Raw genomic sequence first — 22,632 nt, 5'->3', positions numbered from 1 at the left:
TCAAATGGCCAACCTCTGGTTCATGCGCTCCTGTACCAGCCCGGCAATGCGTGCAGCTTCGGCGTTGACCGGACTGCCTGACGATAAGGCATGCGCCAGCCCGCTCGCGGCGTCGGCAAGTGGGTTATCCCCAACACTGCGGGCAACGCCACCCAAAAACTGCGCAACATAGTTCAGGATTTTCTCTTCATGCGAGTCGTTCAGTACATCGGCGACATGGGCCATGTCGTCCTGAAAGGCCAGTCGATCTGGGTGGATGACTTCATCCTGCAGTTCGCGTGGGCCCATGGGTTGACGGTCGGCAGGCAGGCGCGACAGGATTGCCTCTTGGAAAGTGGCAAGTGAGGTTACGGGTTTGGCCAGAAAACCGTCTGCACCAGCGGCAAGTGTGGCGTCTTGACCAGTATCATCGCCAGAAGTGCCAAGCACAACGCTGACCCGTGGGCTGGCGGCGACGGCTTCTTCAATGAGGTCTACGCCTGACCCATCCGGCAGGCCCAGATCAACAATCAGCACCGAGGGTCGATAGACCTGTAAATGCCGACGCGCGGATTTCAAACAGTCCGCTCTGCGTATTCTGGCACCACTGCGCAGACATAGCAGTCGCATGGCCTCGCAGGCATAGCGACTGTCCTCAATCACCAGAATGGTCAGCCCCAACAGGGGGCGCCGTGAGGTGGGTTGGCGGTGTGCGGCGGCAAACAGGTCCGAATCGTCCATAACTCTTGCTCCTTTCGGTAATGGACATGACGCTAGGAAATCGAGGCTAATTCTGGGTTAACGCAGCGCGTGGTCTTGTCATATGAAAAATTCCGGCGCGGGACTGGGCGCATTCGCGCACTTGCTCCATCCGGTGACAGACCGCATAACCGCACCACCAAACCAAACAGGAGAAGCGATGATGATCGGCCGGTTAAACCATGTGGCCATTGCGGTGCCCGACCTAGAGGCATCGATAGCGCAATACCGTGACACCCTTGGGGCTGTTGTGGGGGCGCCACAGGACGAGCCAGATCATGGTGTGACCGTGGTGTTCATTGAATTGCCCAATACCAAGATCGAACTGCTGTACCCCTTGGGCGACAGCTCGCCGATCACTGGATTTCTTGAAAAAAATCCAGCTGGCGGTATCCATCATATCTGCTACGAGGTCGATGATATCTTGCAGGCCCGTGATCATCTTCTGTCTCAGGGCGCACGAGTTTTGGGGACAGGCGAGCCAAAAACTGGGGCGCATGGCAAACCGGTGTTGTTCTTGCATCCCAAAGATTTCAACGGCTGCCTGGTGGAACTGGAACAGGTTTGACACTACTTTGGTCTAGCCCCGCATTTGCGGGGCGGGCCGTATATGGAGACGCGCGACATGGCAATTACATCAGCATTGGTGCTTTATGCAGTGATCTGGTTCCTGAGCTTCCTGGTGATCATTCCGATCCGCCTGGAAACCCAGGGCGATAAAGGCAAAGTGGTGCCCGGCACACACTCCAGTGCGCCAGAAAATCACTACCTGAAACAAAAAGCCATTATCACAACCGTGGTTGCGGCGGTGTTGTGGGCCGTGATTGCTGGGATCATCCTGTCCGAGGTGATCAGCATCAACGATTTCGACTGGCTGGATGTCTACCCGGACCCGCAGTGATCGTTCGGTTTAAACCACCAAGCTGAGCAACAGGTAGCTGGCCAACCCAAACATGGCCAGCAAGCTCAGGCTCATAAAAACACCCCGAAGATTATCCCGACCGGCAATGTAGCTATAGGTGTATCCCAAGCGGGCGATGGCAAAGCCGATCAACCAGACCTGCGCCGCCAGCGTGGATGGGGATGTGACGGTAAATAGTGCCGCCAGCAGGCAAAAATAGACAGCATTCTCAGTGGTGTTTCGATGGGCATTGTGGCGACGTGCCAATTCCTGCATGCCAAGCGCCGAGGCGCTCTGCGGGTCGACCCCACTTTTTGCCCATTCTTCTGGAGTGGCATACAGAGTGTGTTTTAAACGGGTTAGCTCCGTTGTTGTCATCAGCCACGCATGATTGATGACAAGCAGAACACTGGCAATAATCAGTGCCGAAACGATCTCGATTGATGGCATCGAGACAGTGATGAGCTCAATACCAAAGGCCAGCATATTTATCGCAAGGCCGATAATCAGGAGGCAAAACGGGTACCCTATGATGATCAGCGCGATCTGGCGTTTGTCCCGTTTTGGCTTGTCCATGTTGCCTGTCCAATATGTGTTTTGCACCAATCACCTGAACGTGTGGGGGAGATCACCCCCGCCGATTGAGCGCGTGAAATATATGCGTGAAAGTGGCGGCACCAAGGATCGGGATCACCAAGTTGATCAGCGGAATGGACAGGGGCATGGCCATCAGCGTACCTGCCATCCAAATGGTTCCGGCGTGTTTGCGGCGTAGCCTTTTGGCTTCGGGCAAGCCAATACGTCGTGCTGCAGCAAGGGTGAAATACTCTCGCCCCAGCAAGAACCCGTTCAGGCCCCAAAAAATGAACACCGCTGCAGGTGGGAAAATCACATAGAGGATGAGCGCCAACACGTTGGCTGTGATCAAAACACCAAGAAAGTTCACGGTGTCCTTTGCCGCCTCCCATAATGGGGTCTTTCTGACATGGGGCAAATGCGGGAAATGTTTGTCCTCAACCGCCTGCGCCACTTCGTCCAGGAACATCGAGGTTATGGCTGAGGCCACCGGGACCATCAGAAACACCGACAGGATCAGCATGAAAATCAGCGAGCCAATCGACATCAGGTCGTCTAACCAACGCACCTCACCCAGCACAGGCACGGTTGCATCAGGTCCCACCAACCACTGGATCAAGACCAGAAAACAAGCGTAGGCCGCGACCAAAAGGGCCAGGGTCAGACCAATACCAAGGGCGAGGACACGGCGGAACCTTGGATCGCCCGTCTGTGCAATGGCTTTGAAGAAGGCATCAAAAATCATTGGGTCATCCAGGTTGTCTTGGCGTTCAGATCCGGCCGTGGCCGCTCGGGTGGGATCGGACCTTGGGTTGCGATATGGATCAGCCCGGCGATGCGCTCATTGTCTGCTAGATCAAACGCCGCTTTGCAAAACTCAGGGTCATGGCTGACCCAGCCGGAAAGCCAATTGGCCCCCCAGCCTGCTGCGAGGGCCGCATTCAACAAGGCCAAACAGACTGCCCCGGCAGAATAGGTTTGTTCAAGGGCAGGAACTTTGACGCTGGGGGTTTGCACCTCCACCACAACAACGGCCAGGTGCCCCAGCTCAAACTGGCTGCGCCCTTTGGCGATATCTTCCGGGCTTTTGTCTAGCCGTTGCCCAGCCTGACTGGTCAGATCGGCCAGTCGTGCCATAGCACCTTTTTCCACTACGATAAATCGCCAGGGTTCCAGCTTGCCATGATCCGGGGTGCGGGCGGCTGCGGTTAGCAGGGGTTCTAACTCGGCACGGTTCGGGGCGGGTGCGACAAGTGTTTTGGCAGGGCGTGACCGGCGTGTCAGTAGAAAATCCAGCGCGGCGTCGTTTTGGAGAGGCATATGTAAAACCTTGTTACATCGAATGGCTTCCATTTCGGCAGCCCGGGCAGGAAATTCAAGGTTAAAAGCACGGATCGTCCAGTATTTGCCCGGATCTGCTTCATCTAGCTACAAATATCCCCGCCGGAGGCACAAAATCCATGGAAATCCGTCGCCGTACAGTTCAACACTGCCACAATGGGCAAACCAAAGAAAAAACACCTGCCTGACCTGAGCCACCTGGCTCAGCCCGGGATGGAAATCCTGGTGCGGGTCACCCCCAAGGCATCGCGAAACGCGATTGAGCTTGGCAATGACGGCCTGCGGGTCCTGGTGACTGTTGTACCAGAAAACGGCAAAGCCAACGAAGCGGTGCGGGCCTTGCTTGCAACGGCAATGGGGGTGGCACCCACGCATCTTACTTTGAAACGCGGGCAGAGCGCGCGCGAAAAGCTGTTTGTCTATTCCGTGGCATCACGCAGCTGATACACCCCTTCGGGAAGGTCCAGTGCCACTGAAAGGTCACGCAGCTGGTCCAGTGATAGGGTAATCAGCTGCACCCGATCCGTGCGTGGGTCGTATTGTTCGATAGTGACACATTCAGCAAAGGAATTGATGGTGATATCTTCTTGCAGAGGCGCGGTGCCTTCGTCCAAGAGGGTGATCACGGTGGCGTCAAACTCATGTTCTATGGTAAACATAATCCCAGCTTGCCGTGAGACGGTCCCTCTGGCAAGGCTTTGTAGCATCACAGTATCTTTAACTGATGTGGGACAAGGATTGACTGGGTGCAATTGATCTCAGTGCTGATAGGTCTTTAGTATCAACTTGAATTGCCAAAGGGATTTTTATGCGCCGCCTTTTGTTACTGCTTCTTTTTGCCGTTGGTGGATGTGAAGTTTATACCCCTCCTTTCCCCGGGGAACAGGTGCGCAGTGGCGAGTCAGGTAAGAATTTAGGAGACATGACGCCACATGAAGTGGGGACCGCATTTGCCACCGTGGCTCATGCGGTTAACCTTGCGGCCGAACAGGAATGCCGTGCCCGGACCAAAGGCGTGAATTGCGATTTTCTGATCCACATCGACCGCAACCCCGATGCGCCAGCTAATGCCTATCAAAGTCTTTCGCGCTCCGGTCGCCCGGTGATAACCTTTACGCGTGCCATGCTGGCAGATCTTGAAAACCGTGACGAGCTGGCCTTTGTGATGTCACATGAGGCCGCGCACCATATTCGTGGTCATCTACGGCGGCAGCACGAGAACGCGGTGTCCGGCGCAATTATCTTTGCAGGATTGGCAACTGCAGCGGGCGCCAGCGCCGGAGAAATCGCCGAAGCGCAAGATCTGGGCGCTCTGGTTGGTGCCCGTAGCTATTCCAAAGAGTTTGAATTGGAGGCGGATGAACTGGGCACCATCATAACCCATCAATCTGGCTATTCGCCCAGCATTGGTGTGTTGTTCTTCAACCGCTTGCCAGATCCCGGCGACCGGTTTCTGGGCACCCACCCTTCCAACCATGACAGGGTCAAGGTCGTGCACCGCACCATCGCTCTAACACCAGGTCTGAATTAACTGATGACACAGATGACACCACCTGAACCGCAGCTGGTACAGCTGGGCGTGATCCTGACGGATCGTGGCTCACGCTATGCCGTCTCCGGCGCCACCGTGACTTCACGTGTCGAAATTGATGCGGTGCTGGCGCGGCTGAAACGCGACAAGGCTTACGCCAAGGCCACCCATAACACCTGGGCAGCACTTCTTCCCACTGGCGGGCTCAAGGCCGACGACGGTGAAAGCGGCGCTGGTATGGTTATTCTGCGCATGTTGGAACGGTCCGAGCTGAAAGATCATGTGGTTATTGTCACCCGCTGGTATGGGGGCAAGAAACTGGGTGGTGATCGGTTCCGGCGGGTCCAGGATGCCGTTCGGGCTTATTTGTTGGATCAGGGGTTTGCGGAATAAGGCTCTTTGCTGTTTTGACTTGCATCAATGCAAAGCGCGACGGCGGCATCTATTCAGATCGGTATTGGACCAGATCAGGAGATAGCCGTGCCCGACCTTGCCACTCTGAAAAAACACGCAGCCCTGTTTGATGACATGGGCACCGCAACAGGGCTAGACCTGCAACAACAAGCGATTGATGGCGCACTGGCGCTGGACGAGGTGTCCGAGGCGGTGCTGAGGTGCACCAAATGCGCCCATCCCGGCCAGTGTGGTAAGTTGCTGGCCACAGACAGTATCTCTTCGATTTCTCCGCCGGACTATTGCCGCAACCGTGACCTGTTGGACTATCTGCATGAGCAAACCATTTGAGCAGAGGAGCCGGAGGTATGCAGATATTGGGCGACCCTCTGTATCATTTGCGTCTGCTGGGCCGCATGGGCCACACAGTTGGTGCTGATCTGGTGCAGGCCTTTGAGGCCGGGAAAATCGACAACGAAACCTGGACCCAAATGATCACAAATTGTCGTGGCTGTCCGTATCCACAAAAATGCCATGCCTGGCTGGACGCTACTGAACAAGCCGCGGCACCACCGTCTGGCTGCTGCAATGCTGAGCCATTGCTACAGCTTCGCGATGCCGCAAAAAAGGACCTAGGTAAATGAAAGACGGAAGCACCAAGTCCATACCGGCCGGAGATATCTACCGGCACATGTGGCTGACGAGTTCCGTAGCCAAGGCCGTTGGTGTTGATCTTGGGGCTGCCCGGGCCGAGGGCACGCTAAGCGCTTCAGGCTACAGCCGTATGTTGACCAACTGCCGCAACGCCGGTTGCGACAAAAGCTGCGCGCTATGGCTGTCGCAACAGAATGGCCCCTCCAGTTCCGCGCCTGAGTTCTGCGTCAACGGGGCCTTGCTCACGCAGTTAAAGCGCTAGGTCAGGCCCTTCATTCCTGTCGCGCCGCGCCTTAGCCCAGCGGGTTAAAGCTTAGAGTGACTGCCGTCGCAAAGCGGCGCCTTGCCAGTGTGTTTACATCCACAAAAGAACAGCTTTTTGCTGGCTTCGGCGGTGTATTGAACGGGTCCAAAGGGGCTGCCGTTGTGAGACCCATCACAAAACGGCTGTTTCTTGGACATACCGCAAGCGCACCAGAAATAGATCTTCCCCTCTGTGACCTCGACGGCAAAGGGGGCTTTTTGAGCGATATTTGGGGGTGTTGACATGGCTTGCGGTTCTCCCAAAAGGGGTTGCGTTCCCCCAAGACGTGATCCGCAAGGGCCACAGGTCAAGTCGACCGCTTGTATCCCTGGCACCACCGCGCCAGTCTGGCGGTATGAAATACTTTTTGAACCGACTGAAACACCGCATCCTCTGGAGCTGGTCCGGCTGCCGAGATGCCTGGATCAACGAACACAGCTTTCGCACGTGGGTCTGGGCCAATCTAGCCTCAGCCGGGTTCGCCCTGTGGTTACCGCTGGAAACCGGCGAGCGCGCGCTGATCCTGGCGCTGGGCGTGCTGGTGTTGGCGGCCGAGCTGTTCAACACCGCAATTGAGCGGGCGGTGGATTACATATCGCAAGAGCAGCACCCGCTGGCCGGGCAGGCCAAGGATGCGGGCAGTGCCGGGGTGTTTGTGACGTCGCTTGCAGCTGGGGTTGCTTGGGTGGTGGTGCTGATGGGGATGGTTTGAGGGTCTAAGAACCAGACCTGCACCTTACCCTCGCAACGGGAGTGAGCATCGGAAAAGAAACCGTCTATTGGACACTTTCATGTGCGGCCGGGAGGAGTCCTTTCGCTTCGTAATCACCCAGATTCAACCACTAGGGGAGCTTGCCAAGTATTCGGATCCTCGCTAGCGTTTTCTGTAATTGCAATAGAAGAAATTTCGAGAATGACTCCGCATCTAGACCAAGAAAAAAACAGAGGCTGTACAGATTCCGGCCATGCACTGGTGAGCACGTCCAAGCCGAACTACAAGCGTTGTTGAAAAATGAGGCGTGGTTTGCGCCAGTTAATGAGTTGAATGACCCTGCTGAGTGCCGGCCGAGATGCGTAAAAAGTAGTTTCAAGGAATTCCGCGATGAGTTGGAAATGCTTCAGAAAAGGTTCACCACCGATCCGAAGACCGGCTCGAATGCTCGCTTGAAAGGGAATGGTCATTTTGAGGATTCTGAGGATCTAGATCTTCCAGAAGCGCAACTAGAGATCTATCGTTCGTTCCAGTATCAATATGGGGAAGCAATTGTCCAGCACACTGGATTGTTAGATTGGCTTCGGGGGCAATTCAAGAGCATCAGTTTTTCGTCTGATTGGAACGCGCCGTTGATGTGGGGCATTATGCCAATGGGTCTAAGGGCATGTGTATTGAATATGTACACGACGATGGCGTGCAAGCCGATCAAGTTTTCGAGGCGGAAGTTCGATACGCAGATCGCAGGCCGAAGCTCTCGACTGTAGAAATGATGCGCTACGATATCATTTCTAAATGTCTTGGGCCTTCAAGCTCCGAAGCCCGGGAGATTCAACGCTTGGTGGCTGAACGTCTCATGGCAATAAAATCAACCAGTTGGAGTTCTGAAACTGAGTGGAGGCAATACACTTTGAAGGTCTCGGATGCGTTTGGAAAAAACTACCATAAAGTAGACCGTTACCGGCCTAACAGAGTCATCTTTGGATTGGAGACTCCTAAAGAAACACAAAAACTGGTCAAAGGTGTGTTAGCCGATACTGTTGGGTATGCGCGGATCTCTTGGGCCAAGGATTTTGGACTAGGCTTAATTTCTACTTAAACCGCCAGAGCGTGACTCGAAACTTTTTCGGGGGGGCGGGTCAGATACAAAATTTCAGTGGTAGCAAAGTGAACTCCGCCCGCGCCTCCCTAAAATGCATCCTTAGCGCCAATGCGCCGACGCTTTGGGCTCCGCCCGTAAACTCGGGAAACTCTCTCCCAGAGAGTTTCTTTAACCGAGTTTACCCCATAAATCATACTCGCCGGCTTCATCGACTTCGACGGTGACGATTTCACCCACCTTCAACCCATCGGTGCCTTCGTCGATGAACAGGTTGCCGTCAATCTCGGGCGCGTCGGCCTTGGTGCGGCAGGTGGCGATGCCGTCTTCGTCGATGTCGTCAATGATCACATCCATGGTCTGGCCAACCTTGGCCTCCAGCTTGGCCTCAGAAATCGCCTGGGCCTTTTGCATGAAGCGTTCCCAGCGGTCCTGCTTGACTTCCTCGGCGACGTGATCAGGCAGGGCGTTAGACCGCGCACCATCGACGTTTTCGTATTTGAAACAGCCCACACGGTCCAACTTCGCCTCGTCCATCCAGTCCAGCAGGTGCTGGAACTCAGCCTCGGTCTCACCGGGATAGCCAACAATAAAGGTCGAGCGCAGGGTGATATCGGGGCAGGTGGCGCGCCAGGCGGCGATCTCGTCCAGGGTTTTGGCCCCAGCAGCAGGCCGCGCCATGCGCTTTAACATATCCGGGTGGGAATGCTGGAACGGGATATCCAGATAGGGCAGCACGGCGGTGTCAGGATCCGCCATCAGTGGGATCAGCTCACGCACAAACGGGTAGGGGTAGACATAGTGCAACCGGATCCACAGATCCTTGGGATTGCCCAACCGGCCCAACTCGCGTGTCAGATCGGTGATATGGCTGCGCACCTCATCGCCCTTCCAGGGGTTCAGATCGTGCTTGCGATCCATGCCATAGGCCGAGGTATCCTGCGAGATCACTAGCAATTCTCGCACGCCAGCCGTGACCAGCTTTTCAGCCTCGCGCAGCACCGCATGGGCCGGACGCGACACCAGACGGCCACGCATATCCGGGATTATGCAGAACTTGCAGCGGTGGTTGCAGCCTTCGGAGATTTTCAGATAGCTGAAGTGGCGCGGGGTCAGCTGCACACCGGTGGCCGGTAGCAGGTCCACAAACGGGTTGGGATCAGGCGGTACGGCGGCATGCACCGCATCCAGAACCTGTTCGTATTGGTGCGGGCCGGTGACAGCCAGAATGCGCGGGTGATGCTCGCGGATGTAATCCGGTTCCGCGCCCAGGCACCCCGTCACGATGACCTTGCCGTTCTCCTTCAGCGCCTCGCCAATCGCGTCCAGACTTTCGGCCTTGGCACTGTCCAGAAACCCGCATGTGTTGACGATCACCGCATCCGCACCGGTGTAATCAGGCGAGATACCGTAACCTTCGGCCCGCAACCGGGTCAGAATGCGCTCACTGTCCACCAGCGCCTTGGGACAGCCCAAAGAGACCATGCCCAGCGTCGGCTGGCCTGCGCGTGGCGTTTCCTGCACTTGCAGCTGAGGGGCGAGGTCGGGGCGGAGTTCTGGCGGATTGCTGGATGGGTTCTGGGTCATGTGCGCGCATATATCAGGAATGCCGCAATAGGCAAGAATGACGGGGGTGATATGCGTGCACCAAGCGTGCACCACCCGTGCACCGGGTTGCAGCTATGTGTTACCGCCCGGCCGTAAGGCCGGGCAACGCCCAACCCTCCCGTCAAACCGGAGGTTTGCCTTGGGCAAAACGGGGAGGGCGTTTCACGCCCACCCAGGGTCAGGCGCTGCCTTTTGTTATCTGTTGCTAGGTTACAGCAAACACCCTTAACGTGTAGCGAAAGCCATTTTGGAATGACGAGATTGATTGATGCGGGACGAGATTACAGAGGCAGCAGCGCCGAAATTGGATCTGAAACCAGCGAATGAGAACCCGTGGTATGTGCTGATGACTCTGTATGGGGAGCAAGAGGGGGAAGTGGTTGACGGGGTCTGCATGAGCAGAACCGCAAAGCGTGGAACGCTTGGGCGGGGCAGGCGCTGAGTGAGAAGGCGCGAGAGGACGCGGCAAAATCGTCGGAAATCGAGGTTGCGGAGCTTTGTGCCTGGACGGAACTGGGCGACGAGATCGAAGCGAAGTTCAAATCAGTTTTTGAAACACGCAACCCCGGCACCACAGCCCCCGAATTGCCAGATCCACACGACCATATCGACATGTCAAAGATCACCTGCCCCAATACAGTGGTATTGGGGCAGGTGATCTTTGCATCTGATGCCGATTTCCATTCAGCGACGTTCACGGGGCCTGCCGATTTCCGCTCAGCTACGTTCACTGGGGATGCCTATTTCAGTTCAGCGACGTTCACTAGTTTTGTATATTTTTCTGAAACAGAGTTTGGTGTTTTTGACCCCGGTCACCGATGCCTGCCGAAGTTTCGGGATTGCCAGTTTGAAAAACCCACCAGTTTCCGCGCGGCGGTGTTTCGCGATGGCTATCCGGACCTTTCTGGTGCGGTGCTGCATGAAAAAACGACCTTTAGCATCGATACGACGCGTGAAAGCTATTGGCCCGATCAGACGGAACAAGACCCCGAAGCCGCCAAGGACTCCTGTGCCATCATTCGCCACGTGGTGGCCAAACAGGGCCTGCCCGAAGAGGAACACTTCTTTTTCCGCCGTGAGATGCAGTTTGCCGGGCAGATTGGCAGCTGGTGGCAGCGGCTGCCGTACCGGGCCTTTGGTCTCATCTCGGACTATGGCCATTCCATCGCCCGCCCGGCGATCGCCCTGTTTGCGCTGTGGCTGATGCCGGCGTTGATCTATCTGGCCGCATTTGCTTGGGAAGAGGCGCGTCATGGGGTAGAGCATGGCATGTTCGAGCCCTTTGGCCTGTCCTTTGCCAGTGTATTTCGGATTTTTGGCTTTCAAGGGGTGCATTTTGGCGCTGAATATATACAGGGTCTCCATAATGCGCTTGAGGGGCTTGCAGCGGGGCAAACCATTTTGGGGTTTGTGTTCCTGTTCTTCCTTGGCCTTGGTCTGCGCCAGCGGTTCCGGTTCCGGTTGCGGTAGTGGGTAAATCTTTGATTTGGCTTTGGTACCCTAGATGCAAACGGGCACAGGCATTGCACCTAGGCTCTGACGCGTTAATCTGATGCCAAACAGACGAGGAGACGCGTCATGCGATTGTTATTTCGGATTTTTGTAGCGCTGTGCATGACGGTGATTGTTGTCATTGGCGGCTTGTTGTTGCTGCCGGGGGAAAAGTTTGCCGAACTGGCGGCGGATCAGCTTGAGGCGCAGACCGGGCGCCGGATGCAGGTGCAGGGCGAGGTGGCGTTTTCGGTCTGGCCAGTGCTGGGTATTCGCACCGGGGCGGTGACCCTTTCCAATGCAGACTGGGCTGGCCCCGAACCCATGCTGACGGCCGAGGGCCTGTCGGTTGGCGTTTCAGCGCCCGATCTGTTGGGCGGCGACATCAGGATCACCTCGGTCACAGCAACAGCGCCGCATCTGAGCCTGGCCACCAATGCCAATGGGCAGGGCAACTGGGTACTGGCGAGCTCTGCCGCAGCTGCTGATCCGGCCTCCACTGCGGAGGCGAGTGCTTCTGCGCAGCCATTTAGTATCGAAAAACTGGTGCTGAGCAGTGCCAGCGTCACCTACGCAGCGCATGGCGAGGCCCCGGTTGAAATGACAGCAATTGATCTGGATCTGACCTGGCCGGAGCCCGGTGGCACGGCGGATCTGACACTGACCCTGCATCCGAACGGCACCCCGGTGAAAGTTGTGGCAGAAGTTGGCACATTTGCAGCGTTTCTGGGCGGGCAGGTGTCTTCGGTTGGCGCCACGGTGACCACTGCGGGTGGATTTGCGCGGTTCGATGGCCGTGCCGGGGTCAGTGGTGAGGTGACCGGACGGTTTACCGCCAAGGCCGAGGACACTGTTGGACTGATGCGGTCAACTGGCCTGGGTGAGGTCAGTCTCCCACGCGGGTTGGGGCAGGGCGCTGTGATTGGCAGTGATCTGACCTATACTCCAGACGGCCGATTGGCGCTGCGCGACCTGAGCCTGGATCTTGATGGCAATGCCATGACCGGAGCTGTGGATCTGGTCATGGGGAAGGTGCCGCAGTTTACTGCAAAGTTGCAGGCCGAGGCGCTGGATTTGTCGGCACTGGCCGCAGAGGGTGACAGCAGCGATGGAGCCGGGGGGGCAGCGAGTACAAACAGTGGGTGGTCAGCAGAGCGGATTGACGCTTCAGCTTTGGGATTGGCCAACGGAACCCTGGACCTGTCGCTGGCCAGTCTGGATTTGGGGCAGGTCAAATTAGGGGCGAGTAAGTTCAGCCTGTCGATCGACAATGCACGGGCTGTCATGCGTTTTCATCCGGCCGCGATTTTTGGCGGCACGGTGCAGGGCCAGTTGGTGGCCAACAACCGCGGTGGGCTGTCGGTTGGCGGTAAGCTGACCTATTCGGGTATCCAGCTGGAACAGGCGCTGGGGCAGTTGGCAGGGTATAATCGACTGAACGGCGAAGCCTTGGGCGAGCTGAATTTCCTTGGGGTTGGCAATTCACAGGATACCATTATGCGATCCTTGAGTGGCGCGGGCTGGTTGGAAATTGGCAAGGGATTTTTTGACGGGTTTGATCTGGAAGGGTTGATGCGGTCCGGCGGTGGCAATGGCGGCAGTACGGTATTTGATGCGCTGAGTGCCAGTTACACCATGAAGGAAGGCAATCTGGACAATCAGGATCTGCTAATTTCGCTAAAAGCCTTGCGGGCAGAGGGTAAAGGACGCATCGGGTTGGGCGCGCAGGATCTGGATTACCTGTTTGTGCCAACAGCTCTGGCTGCAAACAGTGGACAGGGGCTGTCTATCCCGTTGCGGATTACTGGCCCTTGGGCTGATCCCAAAATCCGCCCCGACCTGAGCCAGGCGCTGGAGGCTGAGATAGATGGTCTTGAAGAGCAGGCCACAGATCAGCTGCGTCAGAAGTTGAGCGAAGAGCTGGAGGTTGAGATTGCACCAACGCAGGATCTGGAAGAGGCGATTCAGGATGGGCTGGAGCAACGTGCCAAGGACAGTCTATTGCAGCTGCTGCAGGGGAACTAAGAGCGGGTAAGAGCTGGGGCGCTGCCCCAGACCCCGGGATATTTTTAGCTAGATGAAACCTGGGATCCCGACTGGGGCCTCATGGCGCGAGGGTTGAAAACAGCGCGCCATGAGAATGTGTTGATCAGAAGGTTTGGTCGTAGTCACCTACCAGAGGTTCGGTGCGGATCACGGCATCGATTTCGGCAAAAATGGCGCGCAGTTCTTCTTCACTTTGCGAACTTTCGCAGACTACCACCAGATTGGGGGTGTTGGACGAGGCGCGCACCAATCCCCAAGAGCCGTTGTCAAGAATGACGCGGGCCCCGTTGACTGTAACCACCTCTTTGATGCTGCGGCCTGCCAGGGTTTCGCCAGCTGTGTGTTTCGCAACCAGCTTGGCGACCAGACGATCCAGCACATCATATTTTTCGGTATCAGCGCAGTAGGGTGACATGGTGGGCATCGCCCAGGTTTTGGGCAGCGCCCTGCGCAGATCGGACATTTTCATGTCCGGGTTGCGATCCATCAGTTTACAGATCTCAACCGCCACCCGCATACCGCAGTCATAACCACGGCCAATGGGTTCTGCCAGAAAGTAATGTCCGGACTTTTCAAAGCCAGCAAGGGCCCCGATTTCTTTGACTCGGCGCTTCATGTGGCTGTGACCGGTTTTCCAGTAATCAGCAGTGACGCCGTTTTTCTTTAGCTCTGGATCAGAGGCAAACAGACCGGTGGATTTCACATCCGCAACAAAGGTGGCGTTGGGGTGCAGTTTGGACAGATCGCGCGCCATGATGACGCCCACTTTGTCGGCAAAGATTTCTTCGCCTTCATCGTCGACCACACCGCAGCGGTCACCGTCGCCATCAAACCCCAGCGCAAAATCTGCCCCCGAGGCTTTGACGCTGTCCGACATGTCGTGCAGCATTTCCATGGCTTCGGGGTTTGGGTTGTAATGGGGGAAGGTATAGTCCAGCTCGTTATGGCTGGGCACAACTTCAACGCCGATGCGTTCAAACAGCTCCGGAGCAAAGGCAGCGGCAGTGCCGTTGCCGGTGGCACAGACCACCTTGAGCTTGCGGGACATTTTGAAATCGCCGACCAAATCATCCAGATAGGCTTCTTTGACGCCATCGACAAATTCGTAGGATCCACCAGCACGGGCAACACCTTTGCCCTGCAGGACGATTTCGCGCAATTCGCTCATCTCATCTGGGCCGTGCGTCAAGGGGCGTTCAAAGCCCATTTTAACCCCGGTCCAGCCGTTGGGATTGTGGCTGGCGGTGACCATGGCAACCGCAGGCACATCCAGATGGAACTGCGAGAAATAGGCCATGGGTGACACAGCTGGACCAATGTCTTTGACGGCGATACCGGCCTGCATCAGACCCAGCATCAGTGCGTTTTTGATGCTGAGCGAATAATCGCGATAATCGTTGGCGACGGCAATGATCGGGTCAATGCCGCGCGCAATCATCTGTGTGCCCAGACCAAGACCCAAGGCGGTAATGCCGGGCAGGTTAATCTCATCCGGGTACTTCCAGCGCGCGTCATATTCGCGAAAACCGGTGGGGGTTATCATTGGATCGCGCAGGAAATTCCAGGTGTTGGGCGTCACCGGGGCGGTTGGTTTTGTCATGGAAAACTCTTATCGCTAAATCAAAAGGTCATTGGATTGGCTTTTGCCAAAGTGTCAAATGCCATCAGGGTTTCAATGAGCTGGGGCATCTGGTCGAGATAAATCATGTTGGGACCATCCGAAGGAGAACGGTCAGGATTTTCATGTGTTTCGATGAAAACTGCACCAACGCCAATGGCGGCTGCTGCACGGGCCATCACCGGCGCAAACTCACGCTGACCACCAGTTGAGCCCCCAAGGCCAGCCGGTTGCTGCACCGCATGGGTGGCATCCATCACAACGGGATACCCAGTGGAGGCCATTTGCGGCAGGGACCGCATGTCGGTGACCAGAGTATTATAGCCAAACGAGGTTCCCCGCTCGGTCAGCAGAATGCGCTGATTGCCGGTGCTTTCGATCTTGGTGACGATATTGGCCATGTCCCAGGGCGCCAGAAATTGGCCCTTTTTGACATTGATCGCGGCGCCGGTTTCCGCCGCTGCCAGCAATAGGTCGGTTTGACGACATAACAGCGCCGGGATCTGCAGGATATCACAGACCGCAGCTGTTGGCGCACATTGATCGGTGGTATGTACATCCGTCAGAACAGGCACACCGATGGCCTTTTTGACGCTGTCCAGCATCGCAAGACCTTCGTCCATGCCGGGTCCACGAACACCGCTGATCGAGGTGCGGTTGGCTTTGTCGTAGGACGCTTTGAACACATACTGTGCCCCGGCGGCGTCGCATGCCTCTTTCATTTTTCCTGCGATCATCTGTGCGTGATCGGCGCTTTCCAACTGGCAAGGGCCAGCAATGAGGGTCAGGGGGCGGTCATTACCGATGGTTAGGTCGGCGATTTGGATATTTTTCATGGCTTAAGATGAGACCTGTTCGCGAAGGATGGAGGCTGTGAGTGAGAACATCAGATAGATACCTGAAAAGATCAGGAAAGCCAAAATCGTATTTTCGAACTTGCGCGGATAGGAGGGTTCCTGACTGGGAACAGGCTGCACCGCCGTGGTCAGATAGCGCACCTGACGGTTGGCTTCCATGCGGGTTTGTTCAACTTGCTGCAGCGCGGATTGCAGCATCAGATCACGTGTGGCGAGATCAGCCTGCGCCATCTGGATCTGTACACTGAGACTGGCCAGGGAATTTTCACCAGCAGAGGCGTTGATCATGCGTTGGTTCAAACGATCAATAACGGCTTGCAGCCGGGCGATGTCGGCACGGGTGCCGGCGACTTTTGCCTTGTTGGGGCGGGCATTGTCGAGCAAAGCCGCAAGTTCCAGCTCGTTTTCCTGAACTTGTAGTTCAAAGGTGCTGATTTGCGACCGCAACGACAGAATTACACCTTCTGGGTCTAATACAGCCCCCTTTTGCTGAAGACGCACAAGCGCCTCCTGGGCTTTTCGGCGTTCAATACCAGCGATTTCCATGCCACGCTCAGCGTCTTTCATCTGATTGGAGCGTTTGTTCACGGACAGATTGTTGACCATCTCTTCGGCATAATTGATCAGGCTTTGGGCGAACTGGGCTGAGACCTCGGGGTCGGCGGCAGAGACCTCCATCCGGACCACACCTTCGGTCGGATCATAGCCAATTTTGACGTTGCGCGAATAGGTTGTATAGGCCTCTTCGTTGGTTGGGTTTTCGTTCAACCGTTGCAGGGGATCGATCCACTCTTGGGTAAAGTGGGACTTGAAACCGACATCTCTGTCCAATCGCAACATGGCCTCTTTGGACTGCAAAAAGCTTTGTACTGCGATCGAATCCTGGCTGGTGGCAAACTGGGTGCCGCTCAATAATCCGCCAAGACCAGCGCCGCCAGCATTGTCAGCCTTAAGGATCAGGAATTCAGATTTGGCGGCGTACATTGGGGTCGCCACTTTGTAGAAATAATAGCCAGCAAGAATTGTTGGCAACATGACGAAAAACGCCAGACGACTAACCAAAAGCAGCAGCTTGCGGCGACGGCGGCTGGCAATGTCGCGCTGGATATCCTGAATTTGGCGATTGCGCCGCTCGGTTGCACTCAACTCGGTTGATGGCAGGTTGGTCTTGGCTGCGGGCACCGTCTGTGGCAGCTGCACCGCGCCAGGGGCCAATGGCCCGCCAGCAGGTTGGGCGCTGTTCTGCGGCACCACCAGTTCAAGCATATTGGCGCGTTTGAATGGATCGATACCCTTTTCCCGCAACAAACGTACCGCGTCAAAATCGGAGGTGGCGGGTAGATTGTGCTTTTGCGCGACACGGCGTGCCATGCGCAATTGGCGCCCCGTCAGACCTTCGTGGCGAATGGCATCGATATCAGTTTCAGCACCGGTCTCTCGTGCTGAGCTAACCTGACCGCTCATTGCGGGTTTTGCATTTGGCGGAGCCGATGCCGCAGCTGCATCACCTTTGGGGCCGGGAACAGATTGCGCCCGTGCCGGTTGCTCCGACGGCTGTGCCGCAGCCTGAGGGGCCGCATCCGCGGACGGGCGGGCGGCGGCTGCCGCTGCGGTAGGTCCGGCGCCGCGGCGGATGCGAAATTTCTTAGCCTTGGGTTTCATAGTCATAGAGCTGTTTCGCTTCTTCCAAGGTTTCAAACATATGCAAATGCCCGTCCAACAGGACTGCGGCAGAGCGGGCAAATTTTTCCAGCGTCTTTGCCTGATGCGAGACGATGATAATGGTGGTGGTCAGCAGCCGCTCTTCCAGTATTGCGCCGGCTTTCTTATTAAATTCAACATCTGTGGTGCCGGGCATGCCTTCATCGATCAGGTAGATATCAAAATCCAGCGCCAGCATCAAAGAGAACGAAAACCGCGCCCGCATACCTGAGGAATAGGTGCCCAGTGGCTGGTCAAAGTACTCGCCCAAGCCACAAAGCCAGCGGCAATAGGCTTCGACGTAATCAGGGTCCAAACCATATAGTTTGGCAATAAAGCGAGAGTTTTCAAAGGCCGAAAGCCGGTTGACCACTCCGCCCATAAAGCCAAGCGGAAACGATACTTTGCTGGATCGGATGATTTCCCCATCATCGGGTTTTTCCAATCCGGCCATCATGTTGATCAGGGTTGTCTTGCCAGTACCGTTTGGTGCAAGCACGCCCAATGACTTGCCCAGTTCCACCTGGAACGAGACTTTGTCCAGGATCACCTTGCGCTGGGTTCCTGTCCAAAAGGACTTGCTGACATTTACAAACTCAAGCATCGATATTCCGGTACTGCCCGATTGGCCCCTGGTCCGGGACTCTTGACACGGTTGTTACTTGGTGACGTGGCACCTTTTCCCTCCATATCAGAGGAGTGTTAACGGCTTACGCGTCGAATTTGGCCATATTATGTCGAATTGTAGCATAGTTTATCAATGGTCTATTAACCTTTTTGGTTGGCCTGAAACTGCGAATGCGTAAATTACTATGGTTATTTCGATGGTTAAACGAAGTTGGGTCTAGGGTCTTATTGTTTCCTGATGGGCGACAATAGATATGTCAAGAGGGTGAACAATGGAGAACCTTGGCGCGCTAAAGCGTGAGATCCGCGCTTGTCAGTTGTGTGCGGATAGGTTTGCGATGACAGCCACGGGCCACTCGCCCCGGCCCATAGTGTGGTTTCGATCCTCGGCGCGCCTCTTGATTGCAGGTCAGGCGCCTGGTGCTCGCGTTCAACAAACCGGTCGCCCTTTTACCGATGCCTCTGGTGACCGGTTGCGAGAGTGGCTGGGGATTAGTGATGCTGACTTTTATAACAAGGACCGCGTCGCGGTGGTGCCGATGGGGTTTTGTTTTCCCGGTTACAACGCCAAGGGGGCTGACCTGCCGCCGCCTGCTTTGTGCCGCCGCACCTGGCATGAACGGGTGTTTCAGCACCTGCCACAGGTATCGTTGACGGTCTTGGTAGGTGCGCATGCACTGCACTATCACTTGGGGGGCAAAACACCGGTGAACGATCTGGTGCGTGGTTGGCGGGATCATGCGCCGCAGGTCTTTCCCTTGCCACATCCGTCTTGGCGCAATACCGGATGGTTGAAGAAAAACCCGTGGTTCGAGTCTGAGCTGGTGCCAGAACTGCAAGCCAGGGTGAAAGAGGTGTTGAGATGACTGAGACCACAGCGCTGGACCGCGCCCATGCTGCGATGATCGCCGCGCCGCAAGATGATACTGCGCGACTGCGCTTTTACGAGCGACTGGCGGATTCCGAATTGTTCATGATGCTGAGCAAAGAGGCAGAGGGCGACAATATCTCGCCTGAGATGTTTGAGTTGGCTGATGGTGCGTTTGTTCTGGTGTTCGACCGCGAAGAGCGGCTGGCCCAATTTGCCGACCGGGTGGTGCCCTATGTGGCTCTGTCCGGGCGGGTAGTGGCCCAGATGCTGGCCGGGCAGGGGATTGGGCTGGGGGTGAACCTCGAAGTCGCTCCTTCATCGATCCTGATCCCGGCCGAGGCAGTGGATTGGCTGCATCAAACCTTGGAACATGCGCCAGATCAGGTCGAGGCCGCGCTGACCGAGATTGTGCCTCCGATCGGACTGCCGGAGGTTCTGTTGACTGCGCTGGACGCGAAGCTGGCCAGTGCCGCCGGGCTGGCAACATCGGCGTATCTGGTTGGTGTACGGTATGACGGAGGAGGGCAGGGGCACCTCTTGGGCTTTGTTGATGCCAAGGAGGCCGCGCAATCGGCCCTGGCCAAGGCCGCAGGTGAAGCGTTGACCTTCTCTGGGATCGAGGCTGGGGCGATGGATGTCGGCTTTTTTGCATCGTCTGATCCGATGTCAGCCAAACTGGCTAAGGTCGGTTTGCGGTTTGACCTGCCTCAACCGGAAGAGCCCAAGGTGCATCAACCAAAGATACCGGGAGGAGACCCGGACAGTCCGCCACGGCTGAAGTAAATATATAGGCAAGCCCGGCCTGTCGGCCGGGCAAGATGTCTTACTCCGCTGCTGTTTCCAGCTTGTCTTGTGTGCGGGTGTCGAAATCCGATGCATCGTGGCGTTCGCGCAGCTGAGTGTGCAGCTCGCCAAAGGCACGGTTTACCATACGGCCACGGCTGACCGCTGGGCGGGCGTCGATGGCTTTGGCCCAGCGTACCACATGGGTATAGCTTTCAACGTCCAGGAATTCGGCCGCGTCATACAAGCGGCCCAGAACCAACTGGCCATACCAGGCCCAGATCGCCATATCGGCAATGCTGTAGTCACCACCAGCGATGTACTGATGATCCGCCAGTTGGCGATCCAGCACATCCAACTGCCGTTTGGCTTCCATCGCAAAGCGATCAATGGGGTATTCCCATTTCTCGGGCGCATAGGCGTAGAAGTGGCCAAAGCCGCCGCCCAGATAAGGCGCGCTGCCCATCTGCCAGAACAACCAGCTCATCACTTCGGTCCGCTCAGAGCCTTCTTTGGGCAGGAATGCGCCAAATTTTTCTGCCAAATGCATCATGATCGAGCCGGATTCGAAGACCCGCTGTGGGGCGTCGCCGCTGTGATCCATCAATGCAGGAATCTTGGAGTTCGGATTGACGTCGACAAAACCGGATCCAAACTGGTCGCCTTCGCCGATGTTGATCAGCCAGGCATCATATTCGGCCCCTGTATGGCCGGCTGCCAGCAGTTCTTCCAGCATCACCGTGACCTTGACCCCATTGGGGGTGGCCAGCGAATAGAGCTGCATGGGATGTTTGCCCACGGGCAGGTCTTTGTCCTGGGTGGGGCCTGCCACGGGACGGTTGATCGAGGCAAAACGACCGCCGCTTTCCTGGCTCCATGTCCAGACCTTAGCGGGGGTATAAGAAGTATCACTCATCTGTTGGGCCTTGTTGTTGGAAACACTGTTTAGTCCAGCAATAACGTTTTTGCTGCAAATTGCATTCCCTGACTTAAGGTGCATTCTGAAAATTCCAATGACTGGAAGGTCTGATTGAAACATTTTGGCCTGTTTGTTCACATCCACTCGTGGCCGGACACAGAGACGTGACACCCCCTTCGCATTATGGCTGCAATGCATATTGTGATCAGCAACCCGGCGGGATGCTGGTGAAATTGAACGAATAACATCTTTGAGAGGATGACGTGATGAAGCGTATTTTATTGGCGGCCGCAGCGGTTATCACCCTTGGTTTGCCAGCCCTTGCGGGGGAGCAGTATATCGATGGTACGGGGTATGCGGTGTCCGGGTATGATGTCGTTGCCTATCGCAGCCTACCGCAGTCGACGGTTGGCACCTCTCAGCCCTCCGGAGTTCCTGGGAAATCCAGCCTCACCGCAGAACATAATGGCGCTACATTTGCCTTTGCAACCGAAGCCAACCGCGCAGCGTTTCTAAGCAATCCTGATTACTACGCGCCGGAGTACGATGGCCACTGTGCATATGGGGTGTCCAAAGGTGGCAAAGTGCCGGGCAACCCAAACCTGTGGCGCATTGTCGATGACAAGCTCTACCTGAACATTACCACGGTTGTGAACGGCTTCTGGGAAGAAGACATTCCCGGCAATATCAACCTGGCAGAGGGAAACTGGCCGGGGATCGAGGCCAACAATGCCTCGGGTAACAAGATCCCCAACTTCACCTCATCCGCGCCTGATTAAGGTCTGAAAACAAAACCCCCGGTGACCATTTCGGGTCATTGGGGTGTTAATCGGATGCTAGGTTTTGTGCCATGTTGCACAGCATTTCGAACATGATCGAAGCCCCCAAAAATGCCGTCGCACCAGCCGTGTCAAAGGGCGGCGAGACTTCGACCAGATCTGCGCCGACAATATTCACACCGTCCAGCATCCGGGCCACCTGAATGGCCTGAAACGAGTTGGGGCCGCCAACTTCGGGGGTGCCGGTGCCGGGGGCATAAGCTGGATCGACAAAATCGATATCGTAGGACACGTAGGTTCTGCCGTGACCTGCTATTTCTTTGGCTTCCGCCATCACATCCTCGACGCCACGCGCATGGAATTCCTCGATGGGAATGATTCGCACGCCGACGCTTTGGGCGAAATCACGGTCTTCGCTGTCGTAGGTTGTGCCCCGAATACCAATTTGGACAACGCGTTTGGGATCCAGTAACTCCTCTTCGATGGCGCGACGGAATGGGGTTCCGTGGGTATACATCGTGCCGCCAAAATAGCTGTGGAACAGGTCTGTGTGGCTGTCAAAATGGATCATTCCCAGTGGGGCGTCCTTTGCAAGTGCGCGCAAAATTGGCAACGAGCACAGATGGTCTCCGCCAGCAGTCATGGGGAGAATGCCAGCCTCGGTGACCTGATCATAAAATGCGGTGATCCGCGCCATACTGTCTTCCAGTCCGGCCGGGTTGGGGGCTACGTCGCCCAGATCGGCGCAGTTCACCAGTTCAAACGGGCGGATTTGGGTGGCCCCATTCTGGGCGCGTATCATCGTGGACATGTCCCGCAACTGACGGGGGCCGTGGCGGGGACCGGGCCGGTTGGTTGTGCCACCGTCCCAGGGAGTGCCGATCAGGCCGATCTGAACGTCTTTGATCCGGGGATCGTCTAGCGATACATGTGGCAACCGCATGAATGTCGGTACGCCGGCAAATCGCGGCAGATCAAATCCCGATACCGGGTGGAAAAATGGATCGCCCATATTGCAATGTCCTTTTGAAGTGTCCGTCCTAGACGCTGCGGTAGTCCGCAGATGAAGTCGAATGAAGCTTG

28 protein-coding genes are annotated in these 22,632 nt (G+C 56.2%); 15 read left to right on the top strand and 13 right to left on the bottom strand.

The features are described from left to right. A complete protein-coding gene (locus FEE96_RS07995; RefSeq protein ID WP_138162491.1) occupies positions 1–720 on the bottom strand; it encodes a response regulator in 720 nt (239 codons plus the stop codon). A 181-nt stretch (positions 721–901) separates the two neighbouring features. Between FEE96_RS07995 and mce the strand changes: the two genes are divergently transcribed. Next, entirely contained in the window at positions 902–1,306 is a 405-nt protein-coding gene (gene mce / locus FEE96_RS07990) for a methylmalonyl-CoA epimerase (RefSeq protein ID WP_138162616.1), read from the top strand. Between the two features lie 57 nt (positions 1,307–1,363). Further along, positions 1,364–1,639, top strand: a complete 276-nt coding sequence (locus FEE96_RS07985; protein WP_138162490.1) for a DUF1467 family protein — start codon at positions 1,364–1,366, stop codon at positions 1,637–1,639. 9 nt (positions 1,640–1,648) lie between these two features. On the opposite strand, the gene FEE96_RS07980 is transcribed toward FEE96_RS07985, so the two are convergent. From FEE96_RS07980 to FEE96_RS07970, 3 genes are read right to left on the bottom strand one after another with little or no spacing between them, the layout of a single operon-like run. Continuing rightward, positions 1,649–2,215, bottom strand: a complete 567-nt coding sequence (locus FEE96_RS07980) for an MAPEG family protein (RefSeq protein ID WP_138162489.1) — start codon at positions 2,213–2,215, stop codon at positions 1,649–1,651. Between the two features lie 52 nt (positions 2,216–2,267). After that, positions 2,268–2,960 (bottom strand): EI24 domain-containing protein, encoded by a 693-nt coding sequence (locus FEE96_RS07975; protein ID WP_138162488.1) that lies wholly within the window; start codon positions 2,958–2,960, stop codon positions 2,268–2,270. Then, entirely contained in the window at positions 2,957–3,535 is a 579-nt protein-coding gene (locus FEE96_RS07970; protein WP_138162487.1) for a nitroreductase family protein, read from the bottom strand. Before FEE96_RS07970 ends, FEE96_RS07975 begins: the two co-directional genes overlap by 4 nt. 177 nt (positions 3,536–3,712) lie before the next feature. Between FEE96_RS07970 and FEE96_RS07965 the strand changes: the two genes are divergently transcribed. Next, positions 3,713–4,000 (top strand): DUF167 domain-containing protein, encoded by a 288-nt coding sequence (locus FEE96_RS07965; RefSeq protein ID WP_138162486.1) that lies wholly within the window; start codon positions 3,713–3,715, stop codon positions 3,998–4,000. On the opposite strand, the gene FEE96_RS07960 is transcribed toward FEE96_RS07965, so the two are convergent. Then, positions 3,976–4,215: a hypothetical protein gene (locus tag FEE96_RS07960; RefSeq protein ID WP_138162615.1), complete on the bottom strand. Its 240-nt coding sequence runs from the start codon at positions 4,213–4,215 to the stop codon at positions 3,976–3,978. The genes FEE96_RS07965 and FEE96_RS07960 overlap by 25 nt on opposite strands. A gap of 149 nt (positions 4,216–4,364) precedes the next feature. On the opposite strand from FEE96_RS07960, the gene FEE96_RS07955 reads away from it, so the two are divergent. The 5 genes from FEE96_RS07955 to FEE96_RS07935 all read left to right on the top strand — a co-directional run bounded on the left by FEE96_RS07955 (position 4,365) and on the right by FEE96_RS07935 (position 6,396). Beyond that, positions 4,365–5,087: a M48 family metalloprotease gene (locus tag FEE96_RS07955; protein ID WP_138162485.1), complete on the top strand. Its 723-nt coding sequence runs from the start codon at positions 4,365–4,367 to the stop codon at positions 5,085–5,087. A 3-nt stretch (positions 5,088–5,090) separates the two neighbouring features. Beyond that, a complete protein-coding gene (locus FEE96_RS07950) occupies positions 5,091–5,480 on the top strand; it encodes a YigZ family protein (RefSeq protein ID WP_171021649.1) in 390 nt (129 codons plus the stop codon). An 87-nt stretch (positions 5,481–5,567) separates the two neighbouring features. Continuing rightward, on the top strand, positions 5,568–5,831 hold the full coding sequence (locus FEE96_RS07945; RefSeq protein ID WP_171021648.1) for a DUF6455 family protein: 264 nt from the start codon (positions 5,568–5,570) through the stop codon (positions 5,829–5,831). A 17-nt stretch (positions 5,832–5,848) separates the two neighbouring features. Further along, positions 5,849–6,124 (top strand): DUF6455 family protein, encoded by a 276-nt coding sequence (locus tag FEE96_RS07940; protein WP_138162484.1) that lies wholly within the window; start codon positions 5,849–5,851, stop codon positions 6,122–6,124. Then, positions 6,121–6,396: a DUF6455 family protein gene (locus tag FEE96_RS07935; RefSeq protein ID WP_138162483.1), complete on the top strand. Its 276-nt coding sequence runs from the start codon at positions 6,121–6,123 to the stop codon at positions 6,394–6,396. Before FEE96_RS07940 ends, FEE96_RS07935 begins: the two co-directional genes overlap by 4 nt. Before the next feature lie 44 nt (positions 6,397–6,440). Here the strand turns inward: FEE96_RS07935 and FEE96_RS07930 are convergent, their stop codons facing one another. Further along, positions 6,441–6,683, bottom strand: a complete 243-nt coding sequence (locus FEE96_RS07930) for a CDGSH iron-sulfur domain-containing protein (RefSeq protein ID WP_138162482.1) — start codon at positions 6,681–6,683, stop codon at positions 6,441–6,443. A 122-nt stretch (positions 6,684–6,805) separates the two neighbouring features. Between FEE96_RS07930 and FEE96_RS07925 the strand changes: the two genes are divergently transcribed. Together FEE96_RS07925 and FEE96_RS07920 are read left to right on the top strand one after the other, a co-directional pair. Further along, on the top strand, positions 6,806–7,150 hold the full coding sequence (locus FEE96_RS07925; protein WP_342770960.1) for a diacylglycerol kinase: 345 nt from the start codon (positions 6,806–6,808) through the stop codon (positions 7,148–7,150). Between the two features lie 637 nt (positions 7,151–7,787). After that, positions 7,788–8,249 carry a DUF2971 domain-containing protein gene (locus FEE96_RS07920; protein ID WP_281278357.1) on the top strand — a complete coding sequence of 154 codons (462 nt, stop codon included), beginning with the start codon at positions 7,788–7,790 and terminating at the stop codon, positions 8,247–8,249. A 171-nt stretch (positions 8,250–8,420) separates the two neighbouring features. On the opposite strand, the gene rimO is transcribed toward FEE96_RS07920, so the two are convergent. Next, positions 8,421–9,836: a 30S ribosomal protein S12 methylthiotransferase RimO gene (gene rimO / locus FEE96_RS07915; protein WP_138162479.1), complete on the bottom strand. Its 1,416-nt coding sequence runs from the start codon at positions 9,834–9,836 to the stop codon at positions 8,421–8,423. 633 nt (positions 9,837–10,469) lie between these two features. Between rimO and FEE96_RS07910 the strand changes: the two genes are divergently transcribed. Together FEE96_RS07910 and FEE96_RS07905 are read left to right on the top strand one after the other, a co-directional pair. Then, a complete protein-coding gene (locus FEE96_RS07910; protein ID WP_138162478.1) occupies positions 10,470–11,327 on the top strand; it encodes a pentapeptide repeat-containing protein in 858 nt (285 codons plus the stop codon). A gap of 108 nt (positions 11,328–11,435) precedes the next feature. Further along, entirely contained in the window at positions 11,436–13,373 is a 1,938-nt protein-coding gene (locus tag FEE96_RS07905) for an AsmA family protein (RefSeq protein WP_138162477.1), read from the top strand. Positions 13,374–13,497: 124 nt separating this feature from the next. On the opposite strand, the gene FEE96_RS07900 is transcribed toward FEE96_RS07905, so the two are convergent. Genes FEE96_RS07900 through FEE96_RS07885 form a run of 4 tightly spaced genes read right to left on the bottom strand, consistent with a single transcriptional unit; the run spans position 13,498 to position 18,174 of the window. Beyond that, positions 13,498–14,994: a phosphomannomutase/phosphoglucomutase gene (locus FEE96_RS07900; RefSeq protein WP_138162476.1), complete on the bottom strand. Its 1,497-nt coding sequence runs from the start codon at positions 14,992–14,994 to the stop codon at positions 13,498–13,500. 20 nt (positions 14,995–15,014) lie between these two features. Then, on the bottom strand, positions 15,015–15,848 hold the full coding sequence (gene kdsA, locus FEE96_RS07895; RefSeq protein WP_138162475.1) for a 3-deoxy-8-phosphooctulonate synthase: 834 nt from the start codon (positions 15,846–15,848) through the stop codon (positions 15,015–15,017). A gap of 3 nt (positions 15,849–15,851) precedes the next feature. After that, positions 15,852–17,537, bottom strand: a complete 1,686-nt coding sequence (locus FEE96_RS07890; RefSeq protein WP_138162474.1) for a KpsE/RkpR family capsule polysaccharide export protein — start codon at positions 17,535–17,537, stop codon at positions 15,852–15,854. Beyond that, positions 17,515–18,174 (bottom strand): ABC transporter ATP-binding protein, encoded by a 660-nt coding sequence (locus FEE96_RS07885; protein WP_138162473.1) that lies wholly within the window; start codon positions 18,172–18,174, stop codon positions 17,515–17,517. Before FEE96_RS07885 ends, FEE96_RS07890 begins: the two co-directional genes overlap by 23 nt. Positions 18,175–18,469: 295 nt before the next feature. Between FEE96_RS07885 and FEE96_RS07880 the strand changes: the two genes are divergently transcribed. Next, the gene (locus tag FEE96_RS07880; RefSeq protein WP_138162472.1) at positions 18,470–19,063 is read left to right on the top strand and encodes a uracil-DNA glycosylase family protein; all 594 of its coding nucleotides are present in this window, start codon (positions 18,470–18,472) and stop codon (positions 19,061–19,063) included. Next, positions 19,060–19,851 carry an SseB family protein gene (locus FEE96_RS07875; protein WP_138162471.1) on the top strand — a complete coding sequence of 264 codons (792 nt, stop codon included), beginning with the start codon at positions 19,060–19,062 and terminating at the stop codon, positions 19,849–19,851. Before FEE96_RS07880 ends, FEE96_RS07875 begins: the two co-directional genes overlap by 4 nt. A 40-nt stretch (positions 19,852–19,891) precedes the next feature. Here the strand turns inward: FEE96_RS07875 and yghU are convergent, their stop codons facing one another. Then, positions 19,892–20,767 carry a glutathione-dependent disulfide-bond oxidoreductase gene (yghU, locus tag FEE96_RS07870; RefSeq protein WP_138162470.1) on the bottom strand — a complete coding sequence of 292 codons (876 nt, stop codon included), beginning with the start codon at positions 20,765–20,767 and terminating at the stop codon, positions 19,892–19,894. Between the two features lie 269 nt (positions 20,768–21,036). Between yghU and FEE96_RS07865 the strand changes: the two genes are divergently transcribed. Then, complete coding sequence (locus FEE96_RS07865) at positions 21,037–21,549, top strand: YHS domain-containing (seleno)protein (RefSeq protein WP_138162469.1); 513 nt, start codon at positions 21,037–21,039, stop codon at positions 21,547–21,549. Positions 21,550–21,595: 46 nt separating this feature from the next. Here FEE96_RS07865 and speB read toward each other — a convergent pair whose 3' ends face one another. After that, on the bottom strand, positions 21,596–22,561 hold the full coding sequence (speB, locus tag FEE96_RS07860) for an agmatinase (RefSeq protein ID WP_138162468.1): 966 nt from the start codon (positions 22,559–22,561) through the stop codon (positions 21,596–21,598). Positions 22,562–22,632 lie beyond the last annotated feature (71 nt).

It is taken from the genome of Parasedimentitalea maritima, assembly GCF_005771405.1.
GTDB lineage: Bacteria > Pseudomonadota > Alphaproteobacteria > Rhodobacterales > Rhodobacteraceae > Parasedimentitalea > Parasedimentitalea maritima.
The sequence above is the reverse complement of the archived record's forward strand: the minus strand, read 5'-3'. Positions and strand labels throughout refer to the sequence as shown.